This window comes from Belnapia sp., from assembly GCF_059504005.1.
The window spans coordinates 104,885-122,855 of record NZ_JCACHU010000089.1 but is presented as its reverse complement, the minus strand read 5'-3'; the positions used below and the strand labels follow the sequence as shown (position 1 = coordinate 122,855).

Here is a 17,971-nt window from a genome sequence, read left to right as displayed (position 1 = left end):
GCCGCCGTCATGGTGTCGAGGAGAACACCCTCGACCACCTCGTCGCGCGTCTCGACCGTATCCGTACCACCTGCGGCCTTGCTCGCCATGCCTGCGCTCCATGCCTGCGACGGGCGGCCCCGGGGGGCGGGCGCCCGTGCGACGATATCTCTATACTATGCTATCCGGCTGGGCCTGGTCCCCGGCCTCGCCGCTCAGCAGGGCGCGCTGCGCTTCCAGCAGCAGCACGTATCGATGCTGGGCTTGCGGGTCGTTGGTCTCCTCCAGCATTCTCCGAGCCTCGGCCAGATCGTTATCCAACTCCGCCTTGCCCCGCAGCAGGCTGAAGAAGTGCCACCAGGCCTCGAGGGCCTCCTTCGGCTGGGCCTCCGGATCGGCGGCCTGGCAGAGGCCCCGATTCCTGGTCGCCCAGGTTGCCACACTCTCCCAGCCTGCCTTCCGGAGGTGGTCCATCAGCCTCGTCGAGTCAAGGTGATCGGCGCCGGGAAGCCATGCCAGCAGCGCCTCCCGGAGCCGGGTGCAGTCTCCCGCCGGCAGCTCGAGCGCGGCCAGCGCCTCCTCCACCTCCGGCAGCAGGGCGGGATGATGGAGAAGAATCGCCAGCAAGTTGCGCGCCCGCTCCAGCCGGATCGCCTTTTGGTCGATGACCGTGCGCTGCAGGCCACGGATGGAGACCAATTCGCCCGGCTTGCCCCGCGGCGTCCAGGCCGGGCGCGGCGCCGAGGCCGGGCGGGCGCTGCGCCCCTCGGCGAAGAAGCGGTCGAGCCAGGCCCGGCGGTACTCGCTCGACAGGGCCTTGTCGGGGATGCTCTTGGCCGCAGCGTCCAGCCGGTTGCGGAAGGCGGCGCGTTGCTCCGGCGTCGCCGGCGGCGTCGCCCCGGCGAGGAGGTCGTAGAGGGCGGCCGAGAGCGGCTTCGCCCCGGCCAGCACCGCCTCGAAGGCGGCCGGGCCGCCCTTCGCCACCAGCGTGTCCGGATCCTCCCCGCCGGTCAGCATGGCGAGGCGTAGGCTCCGGTCGGGGGCCAGCAGCGGCAGCGCCAGCTCGGCCGAGCGGAAGGCGGCCTTGGCGCCCGCCGCATCGCCGTCGAAGCAGAGCACCGGCTCCGGCGAGACCTGCCACAGCGCCTCCAGCTGCTCCGCCGTCAGCGCCGTCCCGAGCGGCGCGACGGCACCGCCGAACCCCGCCTGATGGAGGGCGATGACGTCCATGTAGCCCTCGACGACGACCATCGTCCCGCCGCGGAAGGCCCCCTCCCGCGCCAGGTCGAGCCCGTAGAGGCTCCGCCGCTTGGAGAAGAGCTCCGTCTCCGGCCCGTTGACGTATTTCGGCTGCCCGTCGCCGAGGATGCGCCCGCCGAAGCTGATCGTCCGCCCGCGCCGGTCGCGGATCGGGAAGATCACCCGGTTGAAGAACATGTCGACGAGGCCGGCCTCGTGTCGGTCCGGATCGCGCGGCTTCATCAGCCCGGCGGCGACCAGCTGCTCCGGCGTGATCCCCTCGCCCTTGAGGTCCGCCGCCAGCGCGCCGCGGCCCTCGCCCGACCAGCCGAGGCCGAAGCGGGCGATCGTCGCCTCGGTCAGCCCGCGCCGCCGGAGGTAGTCGAACGCCGGCCTGCCCTCGGGCAGCATCAGCCGCCGCCGGAAGGCCGCCTCCGCCGCCGCGCAGACGCCGTAGAGGTCGCGCGCCCGCCGCTCCCGCTCCGCGGCCTGGGGCGTCGCCTTCGGCACCTCGAGCCCCGCCTCGCCGGCCAGCCGCTCGACGGCCTCGGGGAAGCTCGCCCCCTCGGCCCGCATCAGGAAGGTGATCGCATCCCCATGCGCGCCGCAGCCGAAGCAGTGGAAATGGTCGTCATAGACGTAGAAGGAGGGCGTCTTCTCGTTGTGGAAGGGGCAGCACCCCTTCCACTGCCGCCCGTTCCGCGCCAGGCGCGTCTTGCGGCCGATCAGGCCCGGCAGCGGCGTCCGGGCCCGCAACTCCTCGAGGAAGGCCGGCGGGAGGGCCATCGGCCGGGCGCTGGGGCTAGTCCGCCTCGTGCTGGTCCGGGGCGGCAGCGCTGTTGAGCAGGATGTAGCGCTCGATGCCGATCAGCTTGATCAGGTCGAACTGCCGGTCGAGGAAGTCGACATGCTCCTCCTCGTTCTCGAGGATCTTGAGCAGCAGGTCGCGCGAGACGAAGTCGCGGACGCTCTCGGCATAGGCGATTCCGTCGCGCAGGTCGCCGGTCGCCTTCTCCTCGATCGCCATGTCGGCGCGGAGGATCTCCTCCACCGTCTGCCCGACCAGCACCTGGTTCAGCCGCTGCAGGTTCGGCAAGCCCCCAAGGAAGAGGATGCGCTCGATGAGCCAGTCGGCATGGCGCATCTCCTCGATCGATTCCTTGTATTCGTGCGCGCCGAGCTTGGTCACGCCCCAGTGCCGCAGGATGCGCGCATGGAGGAAGTACTGGTTGATCGCGGTCAGCTCGTTGGTGAGCTGGGTGTTCAGGTACTCGATGACCTTGGGGTCGGCCTTCATGGCGGCTCCGGCACGGATGGGCGCCAGGGGCGGGGGCCCCTGGCGCGCGCTGAGGATCAGCCTGCTTGTATAGCAGATCGCGCCGTCAGGAAGCCCGGCTTTGTGCCGCGGGCGGCGCGGCCAGGTCGCGGATCATGTTGAGTATCATTCGCGTGCAGGTCCCGCACTGCGCCTTGCAGGCGCAATGGGCGTAGACCTCGCGCGGCTTGGCCGCGCCCTTCTCGACCGCTTCCGTGACCTGCTTGTCGGAGAGCGCGTTGCAGAGACAAAGGATCATCGCCGCCTCCCTCAGCGCCAGCCGGCGCGCTGCATGATCTGCAGCGCCTGCGTGGCATGCGCATTGGTCCGCTCGGCATCCACCGGCTCCGGCCGGAAGCTGCCCATGGCGCGCAGCGCCGGGTGCAGCGGCGCATCGGCGACCGCCGGATACTCCATGTTGCCCAGCGCGAAGCGCTCCTGCGCCGGCCCGCTCGTCAGGTGTTCGAGGAAGCGCACGGCCGCCGCCCGGTTCGGCGCGGTCTTCACCAGCCCGGCGCCGGAGATGTTCACATGCGCGCCCCGGTCGCCCGGCGCCTGGTTCGGGAAGATGACGCCGATGCGGGCGAAGAGGGCCCTGTCCTCCGGCCGCTCCGAGGCGCCGATCGCGGCGAGGTAGTAGGTGTTCGAGATGGCGAGGCCGCACTGCCCGGCCGGGATGGCGCGGAACTGGTCGCGGTCTCCCCCCTGCGGCGGCCGGGCGAGGTTGGCGGCGAAGCCCTCGGCCCAGCGCTCCGTCCGCTCCGGCCCGTTGGCCGCGAGGATCGAGGCGGCGAGGCTGGTGTTGTAGGGGTGGCTCGATGTGCGGACGCAGATCTGCCCGCGGAAGCGCGGGTCGGCCAGGTCCTCGTAGCGCGCCAGCCCCTCCGGCGCGCCCCGCTCCTTGTCGTACATGATGACCCGTGCCCGGGTGGAGACAGCGAACCAGTAGCCGTCGCGGTCCCGCAGCGCCTCGGGCACGCGCTGTTCCACCACCGGCGAGCGCAACGGGGCCAGGATGCCGGCCGAGGCCGCCCGCGCCAGCCGCGCCGCATCGACGGTGATGAAGACATCCGCCGGGCTGTTCGCCCCCTCGTTGCGGATGCGCTCGATGAGCTGGTCCGCATCGCCCTCGATCAGCCGGACCCGGATGCCGGTTTCCCTGGTGAAGGTCTCATAGAGGGCGCGGTCGCTGTCGTAGTGCCGCGAGGAATAAAGGTTGACCTCCTCGGCTGCGGCGGCCCCGGACCATGCGGCGAGGCAGGCGGCGGCGGCGAGGGCAAGCAGGCGTCGCGTCGGGCGGGCGGGCATGCGGACGTCTTCTCCAGGCTGGCGCTGCCCGTTTGATAATGGAAGTAAGAACCATTCGCAAGTCACTTCCGCAGCCCGCCCGGCCACCATGCGCCCGCCCCGCCTCGATCGGGCTCAGCCCGCCGGCTGCAGCCCGCGCAGGAACCGGCTCCGCGCTCCGGCCGCGGCCATCAGCATCACATGGTCCGAGCCGCTGAGGATGAAGCGCGCGCCGAGCCTGATGTAGGCCGCCGCCCAGGTCTCGTCATAGACGCCGCCCATGCCGAGCACCTTGCCCGCCGCCCGGCAGGCCCCGGCGACCTTGCCATAGGCCGCCTGCACCTGCTCATGCCCGATCTGGCCGGGGATGCCCATGGAGGCGGTGAGGTCCGAGGTGCCGATCATCAGCACGTCGACCCCCGGCACCGCGGCGATCGCGGCCGCATTCTCCACCGCCTCCGGCGTCTCGATCATGCAGGCGACGAGGATCTCCCGGTTCAGCTCCTCCTGCGCCTCGGCGACCGCGGGCGGCTGGAAGTCGTAGGCGAAGGGCGGCCCGCCCCAGGACCGCGTGCCGAGCGGCGGGAAGCGGAAGGCCGCCGCCACCGCCCGCGCCTCGGCCTCGGTGTCGACATGCGGCACGACGACGCCCATCGCGCCGTTGTCGAGCGCCCGCGTCCCCTCGAAGAGCGCATCCTTGCAGCAGCGGACGATCGGGGTGACGCCCTGGCCGAGCGCTGCGATGGCGATCTGCGTCGCCTCCTGCACCGAGGCCGCGCCATGCTCCATGTCGATGAAGAGCCAGTCATAGCCGGTCGCGGCCGCGATCATCCCGACCGCGCTGCCCCGCAGGTGATGCACCCCGAAGCCGAGCGAGACCTCCCCCGCCCCCAGCCGCCGCCGCGCATGGTTCGGCACGATGGGCATGGCGCCCTCCCTCCCTTGGATTGGAAGAAAGCGCACCACGCCGGGGCCCCGCGGTCAATCAGGCCGCGCGGCGCCGCATCTTGCCGAGCCGCGCGACATCCGCGAGGCGCCGGTCGAGGAAGTCGAGCGCATCCTCCACCTCCGGGTCGTCGTCCCGCACCCAGTAGGCGAGCACCGCCCCGTAGACCGCGGCCAGCGTCGCCCGCCGCGTGTACCAGGAGAAGTCCGAGGACTTGTCCCCCGCCGCATGCCACATCGCATCGACCGTCTGGGCGGTGGTGCGCAGCGCGGCCGGCGTGTTCCACGGCAGCGCCAGCAGGCTCAGCGCCCGCCTCAGCGCCCGCTTGTGCGGTGCGGCGGCCCGCAGCCGGAGCTCCACCACCCGCCGGATGCGCGCCGGCACCCGCAGCGCGGCCAGGTCCTCCGCCGCGGCCGCCGCCTCCATCTCGCGGTTGGACAGGTCGATCCAATGCGCGACCGCCCCCACGGGCCCGGCCGGGAAATGGCTCTCCGCCAGCGCCGGATCCTCGCCGATGGCGGCGAGCCCCGCCCGCAGCGTCCCCCAATTCCACCCCTCATCCGCGGCGACGGGCAGCATCGCCCGCACCGCCGCGTCGCGGATGTCGCTGCGCTCGGTCATCGCGCCGGGCTCCCCGCGGCGCGGGCCAGCTCCTCGGTGAAGCCGAAGAGCGAATGGTCGGTCATCCGCATCGGGTAGAGGATGCCGTCCAGATGGTCTGTCTCGTGCTGCATCACCCGCGCGGTCATCGCCTCCGCCTCGCCCTCCACCGGATTCCCCTCGGCATCGAGGCCGCGATAGCGAATCCGCTTCGGCCGCTCCACCGCCCCCCGGAGCCCGGGGATGGACAGGCATCCCTCCCAGGCCGTTTCCACCTCCTCGCCCAGCGGCTCGAGCTCCGGGTTGACCAGGGCGGCGACCCCGGTCGGTCCGCGCCAGACGAAGAGGCGGAGCGGCACATGCACCTGCGGCGCGGCGAGGCCGATGCCGGAGGCATCCAGCATCGTCTCCGCCATGTCGGCGACCAGCCGGCGGATCTCCGGATGGGTCGGGTCGTCCACCGGCTCCGCCTCGCGCAGCAGCACCGGGTGGCCCATGCGGGCGATCTTCAATATGGCCAAACCTGACCTCCTCCGGCTCTCCCGCCCGATTTGGGGACAACGGCGCCTATGTGGGAGGGGGCTTCCCGCACCAGCCCCTCTCATGCTACGGATTGACCCCTCCGCATCAGGGTGGGGATGGCGAGGGCAGCCGGTTTCGACCGAGCGGCCTGCAACCATGTCCCTTGAGCGGCGATTCCTGTTTCCCGTCAAGCCCATGGAGGCAAGGCCGCGTGCAAGTCGTCGTCCGTGACAACAACATCGACCAGGCGCTGAAGGCGCTCAAGAAGAAGCTTCAGCGCGAGGGTGTGTTCCGCGAGATGAAGCTGCGCCGCCATTACGAGAAGCCGTCCGAGCGCCGCGCCCGCGAGGCCGCCGAGGCCGTCCGCCGCGCCCGCAAGGTCGAGCGCAAGCGCCTGGAGCGCGAGGGCTTCTAAGCCCCTAAGAAAGCATCAGGGCAAGCCGCCCGGCTTGCATCCGCGGCGCGTCACGGCACACTCCCCTCGACGACAGGGGGGAGAGTTCCATGGCGGCACCGCCACCCGGCCTACAGCTCTACTGGTCTAGCCGCTCGCCCTTCGTGCGGAAGGTCATGGTCTGTGCCCATGAGCGCGGCCTCGCCGACAGGATCGAGCGCATCCCGACCGTCGTCGCCCTGACGAGAACGGACCGCGACCTCCTGCCCCGCAACCCGCTCGGCCGCATCCCGACGCTGGTGCTGCCCGATGGCGGCGTGCTCTTCGACTCGGCCGTCATCTGCGAATACCTGGACGGTCTCGGCGACGCCCCCCGCCTCTTCCCCGAGGCGGGGCCCGCCCGGATCGACGCGCTGCAGCGCCACGCCCTCGGCAGCGGCTTCATGGAGATGCTGCTGCTGTGGCGCGGCGAATCCATGCGCGAGCACCCCTCCGCCGCCATCCTCGAGGGCTTCGCCCTGAAGCGCGCCGCGACCCTCCCCGCCATGGAGGCGCTGGTGCCTGCGCTGGAGGCGACGCCCTACGACATCGGCCATGTCGCGATCGGCTGCAGCCTCGCCTATCTCGACTTCCGCTGGCCGGAGGCCGGCTGGCGCGCCGCCCGTCCCCGCCTGGCCGCCTGGCACGCCGCCTTCAGCGCCCGCCCGGCCGTCCAGGCCACCGCCCATATCGACGCCTGAGCCCCGGACGGAGAGAGCGCCATGGCCCGCCTCCCCTATCTCGAGAAGGCCGACCTCGCCCCCGAGGACCAGGCCTTGCTCGCCCGCGACATCAACCTGCACAAGATCCTCGCCCACAACCCGGCCGCGGCGCGGGCCTTCGGCGCCCTCGGCGGGTATCTCCGCCACGGCACCACCCTCGATGCCCGCCTGCGCGAGCTCGTCATCCTGCAGATCGGCTGGCAGGCGCGCTCGCCCTACGAGTGGTCGCACCACATCAAGATCGGCTACGACTTCGGCGTCACCGACGGCGACATCGCCGCGCTGATCGCCGAGAGCCGCGGCGAGACCTCGGCGCTCGAACCCCTCGCCCGCCTCTGCCTCCAGGCCGCGCGCGAGCTCCATGACGGCGCCATCGCCCCCGCCACCTTCGCCAGCCTCGCGGCGCAGCTCGACCCCGCGAGCCTCACCGACCTCGTGATGACGGCGAGCTTCTACTGCGCCGTCGTCCGGCTGCTGGCCAGCTTCGAGATCGACGTGGAGGAGAGCTACATGCGCTACCTGAAGGCATTCCCCCTGCGCGCGTGAATGAGCGCGAGGTGAAACAAGCTTCAGTTGCATCCCGGCCCTGCCCTGGCGCTTCCTTGCGGCGCCACAGGCAGGAGTGCCGATGCATGACGAAGGCCAACACCAGCCCGGGGCGCCCCTCCCGGTGACCCCGCCGGCGATCCTCGCCCTCGGTGCCGGCAGCCTGGTCTGCGCGCTCACCGCCTCCGCCTCCATCCTCGGCTGGCCGCGCGAGCTGCGCCGCCCGTCGCCCCGCCGCCTGTCGCCCGAGGAGCGCGAGGCCCTGCTCGGCATGGTGCCCTGGGGCGAGACCGTCCGCATCGAGGCGGTGGAGGGGGCCGCTGCCCTCGCCTTCGCCCAGGCGGCCCTGGCCTTCCTCCTGGCCGAAGGGCGGCTGGTGGATGAGCGCATGGTCTTCACCATCCGCGGCCTCGTCGGCACCGGCCTCCTGCATACGGTCGGCGCGGGCGGCCACAGCCTGCTGGTCCTCGGCGAGGCCGATGATCTACCCTCTGGGCAACCGCCCGCCGTCATGGGATGACCGCTTCACAAGACCTTTAAGGGGATCAGGACGCATGAGCGCCACGCAGCCCGCCCGGAAGCCCCGCGGCCGCCAGTTCTTCGCCAATCCCGGCCCGACCAACATCCCGGATTCCGTGCTGCTCGCCGGTGCCCACCAGACCGTCGACTTCAACGACCCGAATTTCGTCGAGGTCTACACGGCCTGCATCGACGGGCTGAAGCGCGTCCTCAAGACTACGCAGGACATCTTCCTCTACACCGGCTCCGGCCATGCCGCCTGGGAGGCCTGTCTCGTCAACCTGCTCTCGCCGGGCGACACGGTGCTGATCGTCGAGAGCGGCTACTTCTCCGAATCCTGGGCGAAGATGGCGGGCGACCTCGGCCTGGAGGTGCGGACCGTCGCCGCCGACTGGCGCCGCGGCGCCGACCCGGCCGCGGTGCAGGCGGCCCTCGCCGCCGACCGCGACCGGGCCATCAAGGCCGTCTGCGCCGTCCACAACGAGACGGCGACGGGCATGATGCTCCCGGTGCAGGAGATCCGCGCCGCCATCGACGCCGCCGGCCACCCGGCCCTGCTGCTGGCCGACACCATCTCCTCCCTCGGCTCGCTCGACTTCCGCATGGACGAATGGGGCGTCGACGCCTCGGTCGGCGGCAGCCAGAAGGGCCTCATGCTGCATACGGGGATGAGCTTCAACGGCGTCTCCGCCAAGGCGATGGAGGCGCACAAGACCTCGCGCCTGCCGAAGCACTACTTCAACTGGACCAACATGCTGGCCCGGCCGCACAGGAGCTTCGTCGGCACCATCCCCGTCAACATGTTCTACGCGTTGCAGGAGAGCCTCCGCCTGATCGAGCAGGAGGAGGGGCTGGAGAACGTCTTCGCCCGCCACCATCGCCTCGCCGGCGCCGTGCGCGCCGCGGTGCAGCACTGGTCGGGCAACAACGGCCCGCAGCTCTTCTGCGCCAACCCGGCGCGCTACTCCGACAGCGTGACGGCGGTCCTGATGCCCGAGGGCTTCAATGCCGACGAGCTCCGCGGCATCGCGCTGAAGCGCTTCAACCTCTCGCTCGGCGGCGGCCTCGGCCCGCTCGGCGGCAAGGTGTTCCGCATCGGCCATCTCGGCGACCTGAACGAGCCGATGATCCTCGGCACGCTCTCGACCGTCGAGCTGGCGATGAGGGTCGCGGGCGTCCCGCACGCCCCGGGCGGCGTCGACGCCGCGATCGCCGCCCTGGCCGACTGAGGTCGCCGGATGGCCGGGCCCATCCCGGCCATCTCCCTCACCGCAGCACGAAGTCCCGCATTACCTCCGGTCTGAAGGCGAGCCCATGCCCCGGCGTCTCCGGCGCATGGATCATCCCCGCCTCGATCCGCGGATGCTCGACCCAGAGGTCGTCGAGCAGCCCCATCTGCTCCGCCCAGGCGGCGTTCGGGATGCTCGCCAGCAGGTGCACGTTGAGTTCCGGGAAGAGGTGCGGCGCGACCGTCATCCTCCAGGTCTCGGCGACCACCGCGATCTTGCGCAGCTCCGTCAGCCCGCCCCGCATCGGGTCCGGCTGCAGAATCGGCAGGCGGGGATTCTCGAGTACCGGCTTCAGGTCGGCCCGGCCGAAATGCGTTTCCCCGCCCACCACCCGCGTCGTCAGCGCCTCGGCGCAGCGCAGGTAGCCGGCGAAGTCGTCCGGCAGCACCGGCTCCTCGATCCAGTAGGGGTCGTAATCCTCGAAGGCCCGGCCGGCGATGATCGCCTGGTCGGCTGTCCAGCCCATGTTGATGTCGATCATGATCTCGACATCCGGCCCGACGGCGTCGCGCACCATCCGCAGGTTCCGCACATCCTGCCGCCAATCGCCGATATGCGCCGCCTGCATCTTGATGGCCCGGTAGCCCTGCCCGACGTAATGCTGCGCCTTCGCCGCCATCCCCTCGCCGAGCGAGCCGCGGAAGCAGCCGCTGCCATAGATGGGGATCGCGCTCCGCACATGCCCCCAGAGCCGGTGCAGCGGCAGCCCCGCCGACTTGCCGAGGATGTCCCAGAGCGCGATGTCGATCGCCGACTGCGCCATCATGGTGACGCCGCCGCGCCCGCCCGTCACGCTCATCCGCCAGAGGTCCTGCCAGATCCCCTCCACCTCCGTCGCGCTCCGCCCGATGACGCGCGGCGCCATCGCCTCTTCGATGCAGAGGCCGATGGTCCGCTGCAGCGGCAGGGTCAGCAGGTGGAGGTAGCCCATGCCGGTGAGGCCGGAAGCCGTCTCCACCTCGACCACGACCAAGTCCCGCATCGGCCCGAGCGGATGCCCGGCGAGCCAGGGATCCTCCGGCCAGGGCAGGCGCAGGAGGGTCGTCCGCAGCGCGCGGATGGTCAGGTCGTTCACGCTCTCTCCTCCCCGTTCCGGATGGCCCGCCAGAGCCTGCGCGTCAGCAGCAGCGCCAGCAACCCCTCCGCCCCGCTGATCGCCGCCGCCGCCGGGGCCCCCAGCCAGTCGGCCAGCAGCCCGATATGGACGAAGCCCACCGGCCCGATCCCGATGCAGACCGAGAGCAGCCCGAGCACCCGGCTCCGGAGCGCGGCCGGCGCCAGCCGGTAGACCAGCGTCGCCTGCATGATGCTGAACCCCGCCTGGCCGAAGCCCGTGAGCAGCAGCGCCACCCCCGCCGCCGCAGGGTGCGGCGCGAGCGCGAACAGCACCTGCATGGCGAAGTAGAGCGTGATGCCGCCGAGGTAGCACTGCCCGTAGCGCGCCGGCCCCACCCAGGCGGCCACGGCGAGCGCGCCGAGGAAGGCGCCGACGCCGTCCATGCTGGCGAGCACGCCCACCGCCTCCGGCCCGAGCCCCAGCCGGTCCTGCGCGATCACCGGCACGAGGCTGGTGACCGGCCAGCCGAAGACGTTGAAGATGACGGTGACCAGTAGCGTCCCGGCCAGCCTCGGGTCCTCGCGCACCGCCGCCAGCCCCTCGCCGATGCGCGCGCCGACGCCGGTGCCGTCCGCCGCCCGCACGCCGCTGCGGTAGCGCAGCCGCAGCATTGTCACGACCGCCAGCAGGTAGAGCCCGGCGGAGACGAAGAAGGTCCCCTTGATCCCGAGGGCCGCAAAGATGAGGCCCGAGAGCGTCGGCCCCAGCATCCGGCTCGCATTGTTGGCCCCGACATCGGCCGACATGGCGGCGCCCATCCGCGCCATTCCCGCCACCTCGCCGACCATCATCCGCCGCACCGGGTTGTCCGCCGCCCAGGACAGGCCGTTGACGAAGCCCGCCATGGCCAGGTGCCACACCTCGAGCATCCCGAGCTGCGCCAGCACCCCGAGCGTCAGCGAGGTCGCCAGGCTGACGAGCACGATGCCGAGCAGCGCCGCCCAGGCCTCCACCCGCTCCGCCAGCGCCCCGATCACCGCGCCGAAGAGCCCCATCGGCAGGATGCGCAGCATGCCCATCATGGTGACGAGGAAGGCGGAGCCCGTTGCCTGCCAGGTGAACAGCGCGACCGCCAGCGTCTCCAGCCAGCGCACGAGGAATATGACGAGCCCGACGGTCCAGAGCCGCCGGAAATCCGGCAGGGCGAGGAGCCGCGGCTGCCCAGCCGCGGATGCGGTCACGCTGATGGTTTCCTCCTGGCGCTTTCGCCCATGGTGGCGCGAAGCCGGGCCGCTGGCCAGCCGATGCCGAGGCGGATGTAATGCCGCCGCCGTGAAACCGGGGACATGGCGCTTCGTTAACCCATAGGTGCGCGTCGCTACCAAGGCGTGACGATTTGAGAAGCGGAGGCCGCATTGCGCCTGGATTCACTTGGCCGTGCTCGGCCGGCGCTGCCTTGGCGGCCCCTCATGCATGCCGCCGCCGACCGCATCCCCTGGCTCGACCGGCTCCGCGCCGAGCGGCGCCTGCGCAACACGATGCGCGCCTCCCTCGGTTACGAGCCCGATCTCCGCCAACCGCGCACCTTCAACGAGCGCCTCGCGCGCAAGATCCTCGACGACCGCAACCCGCTCATCCCGCTGACGCTCGACAAGGTCCGGGTGCGCGACTGGGTCGCCGCGCGCATCGGCGCCGAGTTCCTGGTCCCGCTGATCGGCACCTGGCGCCGGGCGCGCGACATTCCCTGGGACGAGCTGCCCAGCCGCTTCGTCGCCAAGACCAACCACGGCTGCGCCTACAACCTCCTCGTTACCGACAAGGCGAGCCAGGACCGCGCAGAGGCCATCCGCACCCTCGATGGCTGGCTGGCCGAGAACTACTACGACCATGCCCGCGAATGGGGCTACCGCGACATCCCGCGCCGCATCCTGGTCGAGGAGTTCCTGCGCGGCCGCGACGGCGGCGCGCCGGACGACTACAAGCTCTTCGTCTTCGGCGGCCAGCCGCGCCTGCTGAAGGTGATTCGCGACCGCTTCACCGACAAGCGGCATTTCTACTACGACCCGCAGACGCTGGAGCCGCTCGATCTTGGCTGCTTCAACCCAGCCGACTATCCGGACGATCCTGCTCCGCCGCCCGAGGCCCGCGTGCTCCGCGACCTCGCCGCCCGGCTCGGCGCGGATTTCGATGCCGTCCGCGTCGATTTCTACCTGATCGACGGCCGCCCGCTCTTCGGCGAGCTGACGCACTATACCGGCGCCGCCTCCCTCTCGCTGGGCTCCTACGAGAAGGATCTGGCCGTCGGCGAGATGTGGGGCGAGGCGCTGCGCCAGCGCAGCCGCGCGAGGCCCGCCCCCGGCCGGTTGCGCGGCAAGGCCGGCTACCCGGCGCCCGGCTGAGCCTGGGTCAGCCCGGCGCCCAGCCTGCCGGCGCCATCTCGAAACCCTCGAAGCGGAAGGCCGGGCTCACCGTGCAGCCGGCGAGCGTCCAGGCGCCGAGGCTCCGCGCCGCCTGCCAGCAGCCTGCCGGCACCAGGGCGAAGGGCCGCTCTCCCGTCCCGAGATCCGGCCCGAGCCTCACCCCCTCGACCGCCCTGCCATCCGCGGAAAGGTCGAGCGCCAGCGCCGCCCCGGCATGCCAGTGCCAGCCTTCGGCCGCATCGACCCGGTGCCAGTGGCTCCGCTCCGTGGCTGCGAGCAGGTAGAGAATCGCGGTCCCAACGCCCCGGCCGCCATCCGCCGGCGCGTCCCGCCAGGTCTCGCGGTAATGCCCGCCCTCGGGATGCGGGCGGAGGCCGAGTGCCGCGATCACCGCCGCCGCCTCGAGCCCGGGCTCGCGGAGGTTCAGCGGAAATTGTCCTTCGCCGCGCGGATCGCGGCCAGCCGCGCCACATCCCGCGCCCGGAGGAAGGGATTGGCCGCCTTCTCCTCCCCGATCCGCGTCGGCACCGTCGCGCGCCCCTCCGCCCGCAGCGCCGTGACCTCCTGTGCGCGCTCCTCCAGCGCCGCATTCTCCGGCTCGACAGTGAGCGCGAAGCGAGCGTTGCTCTCGGTATATTCATGCCCGCAGCAGACCAGCGTCGCCTCCGGCAGCGCCGCCAGCGCCTGGAGCGAGTGGAACATCTGCGCCGGCGTCCCCTCCAGCAGCCGCCCGCAGCCGAGCGAAAAGAGCGTGTCGCCGCAGAGCAGCACCTCGCCCTCCGGGAAATGGAAGGCGACATGCCCGACGGTGTGGCCCGGCGTGTCGATCACCACCCCCTCCGTCGCCCCGACCTTCACGCCCTCCCCCGGCTTCAGCGCCAGGTCGAGCTTCGGCAGCCGGTGCGCATCCGCCGCCGCCCCCACCACCTTCGCCCCGAACCTGGCCCTGACCTCCTCCACCCCTGCGACATGGTCGCCATGGTGGTGCGTCAGCAGGACGAGGTCGCACCGCCCCCCGGCCGCCTCCAGCGCCGCGATCGCCGGCCCCGCCTCCCCCGGGTCGCAGACCGCGACCGTCCCCGTCGCCGCATCCCGCAGCAGCCAGGCGTAATTGTCGGAGAGGCAGGGGATGGCGGTGGCCGAGACCGGCATGGCGGGGATCTCCTTCACGCTGCCCCGTGAACTTGGGGGCCGATCCGTCCTATATCCTCCCCATGCGCCATGAGGTCCACGGCCTGCGGGATTTCTATGCCACCCCGGCGGGGCTGGTCGCCGCGCGCCTGCTGCGCGAGCGGCTGCGCACGGTCTGGCCGGAGCTGCCGCGCGGGGCGGCGCTGCTAGGCCTCGGCTATGCCAGCCCCTTCCTGCGGGTCTGGCACCGGGGCGGCGCCCGCTGCGTCAGCCTCCTCCCCCCGCATCTGCCGGAATGGCGCTGGCCGCGCAGCGCCCGCAGCCGCACCGCCATAGGCGAAGGCGAGACGCTGCCCTTCCCCGACCTCTTCTTCGACCGCATCCTTCTGGTCCACGGCCTGGAGCATGCCGAGAATGCCCGCCGCCTGCTGCGCGAGGCCTGGCGCGTGCTGAAGGACGATGGCCGGCTGCTGGTCGTCGTCCCCAATCGGCTCGGCCTCTGGGCGCATCTCGAGCATACCCCCTTCGGCCATGGCGAGCCCTTCTCGGCCGGCCAGCTCGAGCGCCTGCTCCGCCGGCAGATGTTCGCCGTCACGAGGCGCGAGGCCGCGCTCTTCATCCCGCCCTTCCGCACCCGCCTGCTGCTGCGCGGCGCCGGGGCCTGGGACCGCCTGGGCGGCCGGCTCTGCCCGGGCTTCGGCGGCGTCGCGCTGATGGAGGCCACCAAGGACTTCTCCGAGATGGTCCCGGCTGGCGCCGCGCCCGCCCATGCGCTCCGGCGCCGGGTGGTGGCGGCGGAGACGGCCTAGCTGGCATTGCCAAACGGCCGTTCCCGGCAAGGCCGCCGATGGGAGGCTTTCCGCCGAGGGCGACGCCAGTTCGGCCCTCGCCCCGCGCCGGCCGATGCGGCGATGCCGTTCGCCGGCAGGCTCGCCCGCACCTTGGTCGCCACCCTCCCCGCCTGACCGTTCCGGCACGGGGATTGCTCCCGCCCGGCGACACTCAAGCCCGGGGTTCCCGCATGTCCCTCTCCCGCCGCGCCCTTCTCGGCGCATCCGGCCTCGCCCTCATGCCCAATGACTGGGCAATCCCCACCGCCGCCGCCCAAGCCGAGCGCGTGATCCGCTACGGCATCTCGATGGCCGACATCCCGCAGACCACCGGCCAGCCCGACCGTGGCGCCGGCGCCTACCAGTTCACCGGCCACACCATCTACGACCCGCTGGTCGCCTGGGAGATGGATGTCGCCGACCGCCCCGGAAAGTTGGTCCCCGGCCTGGCGACAAGCTGGGAGGCCAACCCCGCCGACCGCACCAAATGGACCTTCAAGCTGCGCGAGGGCGTGACATTCCACGACGGCTCCAGCTTCGACGCCGATGCCGTCATCTGGAATTTCGACAAGGTCCTGAACCCCCAGGCGCCGCATTTCGACAACCGCCAGGCCGCGCAGGTCCGCCCCCGCCTGCCCTCCGTCGCCGCCTGGCGCAAGCTCGACGCCATGACCGTCGAGGTCACGACCAAGTCCGTCGACAGCATCTTCCCCTACCAGATGCTCTGGTTCCTCATTTCCTCCCCCGCGCAGTACGAGAAGCTCGGCCGGAGCTGGGAGAGGTTCGCCTTCGAGCCCAGCGGCACCGGCCCCTTCCGCCTGGCGAAGCTGACGCCGCGCGCCAGCGCCGAGCTGGTCCGCAACCCTTCCTACTGGGACCCGAGGCGCATCCCGAAGGCCGACCGCGTCATCCTCGTCTGCGCCCCCGATGCGGTGACACGCACCAACGCCCTCCTCACCGGCCAGGTCGACTTCATCGAGAGCCCGGCGCCCGACCTGGTCCCGCGCCTCAAGCAGTCCGGTGCGCGGATCATCGAGAACGTCACGCCGCATGTCTGGAACTACCATCTGAGCCTCTTGGAGAAGTCGCCCTGGCGCGACCTCCGCCTTCGCAAAGCGGCCAACCTCGCCATCGACCGCGACGGCGTCGTCGCCCTGATGAACGGCCTGGCGAAGCCAGCCCTCGGCGTCGTCGATCCCAGCTCCCCCTGGTTCGGCAAGCCGAGCTTCAAGGTCCGCCACGACCCGGCCGAGGCGCGGCGCCTGTTGGCCGAGGCCGGCTTCACCCCGCGCAACCCGCTGAGGACGCGCTTCCTCGTCGCCACCGGCGGCAGCGGCCAGATGCTGTCGATGCCGATGAACGAGTACGTCCAGCAGAGCTGGCGCGAGGTTGGCATCGAGGTCGAGTTCGAGCCCGTCGAGCTCGAGGTCCTCTACACCTGCTGGCGCCAGGGCGCCGGCGGCGAACTGGCCCGCAACGTCACCGCCAACAACGTCGCCTACGTGACCAGCGACCCGCTCTATGCGCTGATCCGCTTCTTCCACTCGAAGCAGATCGCGCCCACGGGCGTGAATTGGAGCCACTACCGCGACGCCGAGATGGACCGCCTGATCGACGCCGCGACGCAGAATTTCGACCCGGCCGAGGTCGACCGCCTGATGGCGAAGGTCCACGAGAAGGCGGTCGACGAGGCCCTCCTGGTCTTCGTCGTCCACGACACCAACCCGCATGCGGCAACCGGCAAGGTCCGCGGCTACACCCAGGCCCAGCACTGGTTCCAGGACCTCACCACGCTGGCGTAACCACGCCATCGCGAAGCCCGAAGCCGCAACGCCCGTGCCAGCCTTCCTCCCGTCCGCCGCCGGTCCTCGCAAGTAGGCCGGCGGCGGGCAGGACCTTCGTCTGATCGCGTGATTCACGCCTCCGGCCGTTCCGGCCTGGGGCGATCACGCTCACGCCGCACCCGAAGCGGCGAGGGAGAGGAAACGCATGGCAGATCCCATCATCGGGCGCCGCTCGCTCGGCGCGCTCGCCGGAGCGCTCGCCGCCGGCGCCGCCATCCCGGCCAATGCCCAGCGCAGCTACGACCGCGGCGCCGCCCCCGTCCGCTACCCGGATGCCGATATCGTCGCCATCGACCCCAAGCGCTTCACCGCCAGGCTCGGCAACACCGCTATCCGCCGCCTCGGCACCGGCTATGGCTGGGCCGAGGGCCCGGCCTGGCATGCCAACGGCCGCTTCCTCATCTGGTCCGACATCCCGGCCGATGAATGCCTCCGCCTCGTCGAGGAGGACCACTCCGTCCATCGCCGCTTCCGCAGCCCCTCCGGCTTCTCCAACGGCAACACCTTCGACCGCGAGGGCCGGCAGATCGCCTTCCGCCACTTCCACCGTGACGTGCTGCGCTACGAGCCGGACGGCAGCACCACCGTGCTCGCCGCCCGCGGTCCGGACGGCCCCTTCAACGCGCCGAACGACGGCGTCGTCCATCCGCAGGACGGCGCCATCTGGTTCACCGACCCCGGCTACGGCGCGCTGATGAACTACGAGGGCCAGCGCACCCCCGAATCCGCCAGCAGCCCCCGCCCCTTCATCAAGGAGGCGATCTACCGGATCGACGCGCAGACCGGCCAGGTGGCCAAGGTCGCAGACCAGCCCTTCAAGCCGAACGGCCTCTGCTTCTCGCCCGACTACCGCCGGCTCTACGTCGCCGACAGCGGCAAGACGCATTACGACGCGGCGAAGAACATCATCTGGGCCTTCGACGTGGACGGCCCGCGCCTCTCCAACCCGCGCACCTTCTGCGACATGGAGATGGGCGGGAAGTCAGGCTTCGGCGACGGCCTCCGCTGCGACGAGCAGGGCAATGTCTGGGTCGGCGCTGGCTGGGTCGGGGAGGGCTATGACGGCGTCCATGTCTTCGCGCCCGACGGCCAGCGCATCGGCCAGATCAGGCTGCCGGAGATCTGCGCCAATCTCTGCTTCGGCGGGGCGCGGCGGAACCACCTCTACATGACGGCGAGCCAATCGCTCTACATGGTGCCGGTCGAGACGCGCGGCGCGCATTTCTGCTGAACGATTGCGGGAGGCTCCGCCTCCCCGCACCCTCCGCCGGGGGGGAAAGCTTCCCCCCGGG

Annotated in this window: 20 protein-coding genes; 9 read left to right on the top strand and 11 right to left on the bottom strand. The window is 71.5% G+C overall.

Annotated elements, in window-relative coordinates:
• Positions 1-150: 150 nt before the first annotated feature.
• The 7 genes from dnaG to def form a co-directional block, all read right to left on the bottom strand.
• Positions 151-2,004 (bottom strand): DNA primase, encoded by a 1,854-nt coding sequence (gene dnaG / locus AC5JJ1_RS13480; RefSeq protein WP_495785619.1) that lies wholly within the window; start codon positions 2,002-2,004, stop codon positions 151-153.
• Between the two features lie 16 nt (positions 2,005-2,020).
• On the bottom strand, positions 2,021-2,515 hold the full coding sequence (gene bfr / locus AC5JJ1_RS13475) for a bacterioferritin (RefSeq protein WP_495785618.1): 495 nt from the start codon (positions 2,513-2,515) through the stop codon (positions 2,021-2,023).
• Positions 2,516-2,600: 85 nt separating this feature from the next.
• The gene (locus tag AC5JJ1_RS13470) at positions 2,601-2,792 is read right to left on the bottom strand and encodes a (2Fe-2S)-binding protein (RefSeq protein WP_495785617.1); all 192 of its coding nucleotides are present in this window, start codon (positions 2,790-2,792) and stop codon (positions 2,601-2,603) included.
• Positions 2,793-2,803: 11 nt separating this feature from the next.
• Positions 2,804-3,841, bottom strand: a complete 1,038-nt coding sequence (locus AC5JJ1_RS13465) for an extracellular solute-binding protein (protein WP_495785616.1) — start codon at positions 3,839-3,841, stop codon at positions 2,804-2,806.
• A gap of 114 nt (positions 3,842-3,955) precedes the next feature.
• Positions 3,956-4,747, bottom strand: coding sequence for an HpcH/HpaI aldolase family protein (locus tag AC5JJ1_RS13460; RefSeq protein ID WP_495785615.1), 792 nt, complete (start codon positions 4,745-4,747; stop codon positions 3,956-3,958).
• Positions 4,748-4,805: 58 nt separating this feature from the next.
• Complete coding sequence (locus AC5JJ1_RS13455; protein ID WP_495785614.1) at positions 4,806-5,387, bottom strand: COQ9 family protein; 582 nt, start codon at positions 5,385-5,387, stop codon at positions 4,806-4,808.
• Entirely contained in the window at positions 5,384-5,887 is a 504-nt protein-coding gene (gene def, locus AC5JJ1_RS13450) for a peptide deformylase (RefSeq protein WP_495785613.1), read from the bottom strand. Before def ends, AC5JJ1_RS13455 begins: the two co-directional genes overlap by 4 nt.
• Positions 5,888-6,099: 212 nt before the next feature.
• Here def and rpsU point away from each other — a divergent pair, with 212 nt between their 5' ends.
• From rpsU to AC5JJ1_RS13425, 5 genes are all read left to right on the top strand, one after another.
• Positions 6,100-6,303 (top strand): 30S ribosomal protein S21, encoded by a 204-nt coding sequence (gene rpsU / locus AC5JJ1_RS13445; RefSeq protein WP_007006360.1) that lies wholly within the window; start codon positions 6,100-6,102, stop codon positions 6,301-6,303.
• An 89-nt stretch (positions 6,304-6,392) separates the two neighbouring features.
• Positions 6,393-7,022, top strand: a complete 630-nt coding sequence (locus AC5JJ1_RS13440) for a glutathione S-transferase family protein (RefSeq protein ID WP_495785612.1) — start codon at positions 6,393-6,395, stop codon at positions 7,020-7,022.
• A 21-nt stretch (positions 7,023-7,043) separates the two neighbouring features.
• Positions 7,044-7,589, top strand: a complete 546-nt coding sequence (locus AC5JJ1_RS13435; protein ID WP_495785611.1) for a carboxymuconolactone decarboxylase family protein — start codon at positions 7,044-7,046, stop codon at positions 7,587-7,589.
• 82 nt (positions 7,590-7,671) lie between these two features.
• Complete coding sequence (locus AC5JJ1_RS13430; RefSeq protein ID WP_495785610.1) at positions 7,672-8,109, top strand: hypothetical protein; 438 nt, start codon at positions 7,672-7,674, stop codon at positions 8,107-8,109.
• A 34-nt stretch (positions 8,110-8,143) separates the two neighbouring features.
• Positions 8,144-9,337: a pyridoxal-phosphate-dependent aminotransferase family protein gene (locus AC5JJ1_RS13425; protein WP_495785609.1), complete on the top strand. Its 1,194-nt coding sequence runs from the start codon at positions 8,144-8,146 to the stop codon at positions 9,335-9,337.
• Positions 9,338-9,374: 37 nt separating this feature from the next.
• Here AC5JJ1_RS13425 and AC5JJ1_RS13420 read toward each other — a convergent pair whose 3' ends face one another.
• Positions 9,375-10,472 carry a mandelate racemase/muconate lactonizing enzyme family protein gene (locus AC5JJ1_RS13420; protein ID WP_495785608.1) on the bottom strand — a complete coding sequence of 366 codons (1,098 nt, stop codon included), beginning with the start codon at positions 10,470-10,472 and terminating at the stop codon, positions 9,375-9,377.
• Positions 10,469-11,695, bottom strand: a complete 1,227-nt coding sequence (locus AC5JJ1_RS13415; protein ID WP_495785607.1) for an MFS transporter — start codon at positions 11,693-11,695, stop codon at positions 10,469-10,471. The genes AC5JJ1_RS13420 and AC5JJ1_RS13415 overlap by 4 nt, the downstream gene beginning before the upstream one ends.
• A 228-nt stretch (positions 11,696-11,923) precedes the next feature.
• Between AC5JJ1_RS13415 and AC5JJ1_RS13410 the strand changes: the two genes are divergently transcribed.
• Entirely contained in the window at positions 11,924-12,853 is a 930-nt protein-coding gene (locus AC5JJ1_RS13410) for an ATP-grasp fold amidoligase family protein (protein WP_495785606.1), read from the top strand.
• 7 nt (positions 12,854-12,860) lie between these two features.
• On the opposite strand, the gene AC5JJ1_RS13405 is transcribed toward AC5JJ1_RS13410, so the two are convergent.
• Positions 12,861-13,265, bottom strand: a complete 405-nt coding sequence (locus tag AC5JJ1_RS13405; protein WP_495785605.1) for a cupin domain-containing protein — start codon at positions 13,263-13,265, stop codon at positions 12,861-12,863.
• Between the two features lie 32 nt (positions 13,266-13,297).
• On the bottom strand, positions 13,298-14,026 hold the full coding sequence (gloB, locus tag AC5JJ1_RS13400; protein WP_495785604.1) for a hydroxyacylglutathione hydrolase: 729 nt from the start codon (positions 14,024-14,026) through the stop codon (positions 13,298-13,300).
• Positions 14,027-14,088: 62 nt separating this feature from the next.
• Here gloB and AC5JJ1_RS13395 point away from each other — a divergent pair, with 62 nt between their 5' ends.
• The 3 genes from AC5JJ1_RS13395 (at position 14,089) to AC5JJ1_RS13385 (ending at position 17,910) form a co-directional block, all read left to right on the top strand.
• Positions 14,089-14,814 carry a methyltransferase domain-containing protein gene (locus tag AC5JJ1_RS13395; RefSeq protein ID WP_495785603.1) on the top strand — a complete coding sequence of 242 codons (726 nt, stop codon included), beginning with the start codon at positions 14,089-14,091 and terminating at the stop codon, positions 14,812-14,814.
• 212 nt (positions 14,815-15,026) lie between these two features.
• Positions 15,027-16,637 (top strand): ABC transporter substrate-binding protein, encoded by a 1,611-nt coding sequence (locus tag AC5JJ1_RS13390; RefSeq protein ID WP_495785602.1) that lies wholly within the window; start codon positions 15,027-15,029, stop codon positions 16,635-16,637.
• Positions 16,638-16,824: 187 nt separating this feature from the next.
• Positions 16,825-17,910: an SMP-30/gluconolactonase/LRE family protein gene (locus tag AC5JJ1_RS13385; RefSeq protein WP_495785601.1), complete on the top strand. Its 1,086-nt coding sequence runs from the start codon at positions 16,825-16,827 to the stop codon at positions 17,908-17,910.
• Positions 17,911-17,971: the final 61 nt, after the last annotated feature.

Excerpts from the sequence above, each read along its gene's own strand:
- dnaG (WP_495785619.1), bottom strand. The coding sequence starts at position 2,004 with ATGGCCCTCCCGCCGGCCTTCCTCGAGGAGTTGCGGGCCCGGACGCCG.
- bfr (WP_495785618.1), bottom strand. The coding sequence starts at position 2,515 with ATGAAGGCCGACCCCAAGGTCATCGAGTACCTGAACACCCAGCTCACC.
- AC5JJ1_RS13470 (WP_495785617.1), bottom strand. The coding sequence starts at position 2,792 with ATGATCCTTTGTCTCTGCAACGCGCTCTCCGACAAGCAGGTCACGGAA.
- AC5JJ1_RS13465 (WP_495785616.1), bottom strand. The coding sequence starts at position 3,841 with ATGCCCGCCCGCCCGACGCGACGCCTGCTTGCCCTCGCCGCCGCCGCC.
- AC5JJ1_RS13460 (WP_495785615.1), bottom strand. The coding sequence starts at position 4,747 with ATGCCCATCGTGCCGAACCATGCGCGGCGGCGGCTGGGGGCGGGGGAG.
- AC5JJ1_RS13455 (WP_495785614.1), bottom strand. The coding sequence starts at position 5,387 with ATGACCGAGCGCAGCGACATCCGCGACGCGGCGGTGCGGGCGATGCTG.
- AC5JJ1_RS13440 (WP_495785612.1), top strand. The coding sequence starts at position 6,393 with ATGGCGGCACCGCCACCCGGCCTACAGCTCTACTGGTCTAGCCGCTCG.
- AC5JJ1_RS13435 (WP_495785611.1), top strand. The coding sequence starts at position 7,044 with ATGGCCCGCCTCCCCTATCTCGAGAAGGCCGACCTCGCCCCCGAGGAC.
- AC5JJ1_RS13430 (WP_495785610.1), top strand. The coding sequence starts at position 7,672 with ATGCATGACGAAGGCCAACACCAGCCCGGGGCGCCCCTCCCGGTGACC.
- AC5JJ1_RS13425 (WP_495785609.1), top strand. The coding sequence starts at position 8,144 with ATGAGCGCCACGCAGCCCGCCCGGAAGCCCCGCGGCCGCCAGTTCTTC.
- AC5JJ1_RS13410 (WP_495785606.1), top strand. The coding sequence starts at position 11,924 with ATGCATGCCGCCGCCGACCGCATCCCCTGGCTCGACCGGCTCCGCGCC.
- gloB (WP_495785604.1), bottom strand. The coding sequence starts at position 14,026 with ATGCCGGTCTCGGCCACCGCCATCCCCTGCCTCTCCGACAATTACGCC.
- AC5JJ1_RS13395 (WP_495785603.1), top strand. The coding sequence starts at position 14,089 with ATGCGCCATGAGGTCCACGGCCTGCGGGATTTCTATGCCACCCCGGCG.
- AC5JJ1_RS13390 (WP_495785602.1), top strand. The coding sequence starts at position 15,027 with ATGTCCCTCTCCCGCCGCGCCCTTCTCGGCGCATCCGGCCTCGCCCTC.
- AC5JJ1_RS13385 (WP_495785601.1), top strand. The coding sequence starts at position 16,825 with ATGGCAGATCCCATCATCGGGCGCCGCTCGCTCGGCGCGCTCGCCGGA.